We start from the raw sequence: 1,390 nt of genomic DNA on the forward strand, positions 1-1,390 counted from the left end.
TAATGCCAGTCAGTTAAGCAAAAAAAGTTAAAATACTGTAAAAAGAGCGTATGTAAATACGCTCTTTTTTTATGAATTTATCTCAGAATTTAGATTTAACATTAAAACAAACCCTACCTTCACTTTCACAATTCAGTGAATTGATTGATTTAAACTGGATTGAAGATTGCTTAAACCAAACAGGTAAAGCATCAATTCGAAAAAGAAAACTGCCTGCTGAACATGTTGTTTGGCTGGTAATCGGACTTGCTCTATTTCGAAATCAACCGATTTGGTATGTGGTTCAACAATTGCAACTTGTTTTCGGTACGGCAGAATACTGTGTACCGAGTGCATCCGTACAAGCAAGACAGCGCTTAGGCTTAGAGCCCATGAGTGCTTTATTTTCGACATTAAGTCAGGCATGGTTTAAAGACTCACAACAACAATATAGCAACTTTCACGGTCTATGCGTTTGTGCTGTAGATGGTGTGGTTTGGTCTATGCCTCATACAGAAGAAAACTTTAAGCACTTTGGTTCATCCAAAGGCAAAACAGCAGCTGCCCCTTACCCACAAGTCAGAGCGACTTGCCTGGTGAATACCAATACACATGAAATGATTGATGCCCAAATTGGCAGTATGGATCAAGGTGAATTAACCTTAGCCAGTCAATTAAAAGCACCAGTTCGCAGTATTACCCTATTTGATCGTGCTTACTTCTCTGCTGATTTTTTAGTGAGTTGGCAATCTCAGGCAGAAGAGAGTCATTGGTTGATGCGAGCAAAGGACAACCTGCGTTATGAAGTGATTCATCATAATGCGGCCCATGACTTTCAGATCAAAATGCCTGTTTCAGCAAGAGCAAAAAAGATAAATCCGTCATTGGGTGACTATTGGGAAGCACGTTTAATTGAAGTTGAATATGCAGGAAAAATAAGACGTTACATTACATCATTAACAGATTCTAAAGTTTATCCATTCAAAGACCTTGCAATGCTTTATATCCAGCGTTGGGAAATAGAAATGTGTTATCGGGAAATTAAAAGTGATTTACAGGATGCAAGAATTTTAAGAAGCAAACAACCTGATTTGGTCTATCAAGAATTGTGGGGGGTATTTATTGCTTATAATATCTTAAGAAGACAGATGAGGTTTATCGCTGAACATGCAAAGGTGAGTCCTTTAAGGATCAGTTTCCATATTGCATCTATGAGTATTATCAATATCTTAAGGCACACACCTTTAGAATCAGCAGGAAATCTACCCAAACATTTAGCACAATTATTTGAACAATCTAAAATATTTGTATTACCTGAAAAAAGGCAAAGGCAATGTCCGCGAGTAGTGAAAATTAAAGCACAAAAATATCCAAGAAAATGCCAGTCAATTTCTTAACTGACTGGCATTAC

Annotated in this window: 1 protein-coding gene; it reads left to right on the plus strand. The window is 37.3% G+C overall.

Features of this window, described 5'->3' with window-relative positions; all coding sequences use genetic code 11:
• The first annotated feature begins 71 nt into the window (after positions 1-71).
• A complete protein-coding gene (locus HHA43_RS13070) occupies positions 72-1,376 on the plus strand; it encodes an IS4 family transposase (RefSeq protein ID WP_168525014.1) in 1,305 nt (434 codons plus the stop codon).
• Positions 1,377-1,390: the final 14 nt, after the last annotated feature.

The organism is Acinetobacter sp. A2 (genome assembly GCF_012371325.1).
Taxonomy (GTDB): domain Bacteria; phylum Pseudomonadota; class Gammaproteobacteria; order Pseudomonadales; family Moraxellaceae; genus Acinetobacter.

What these genes read in the sequence shown, in the direction of transcription:
- HHA43_RS13070 (WP_168525014.1), top strand. Translation starts at nt 72, where the DNA reads ATGAATTTATCTCAGAATTTAGATTTAACATTAAAACAAACCCTACCT.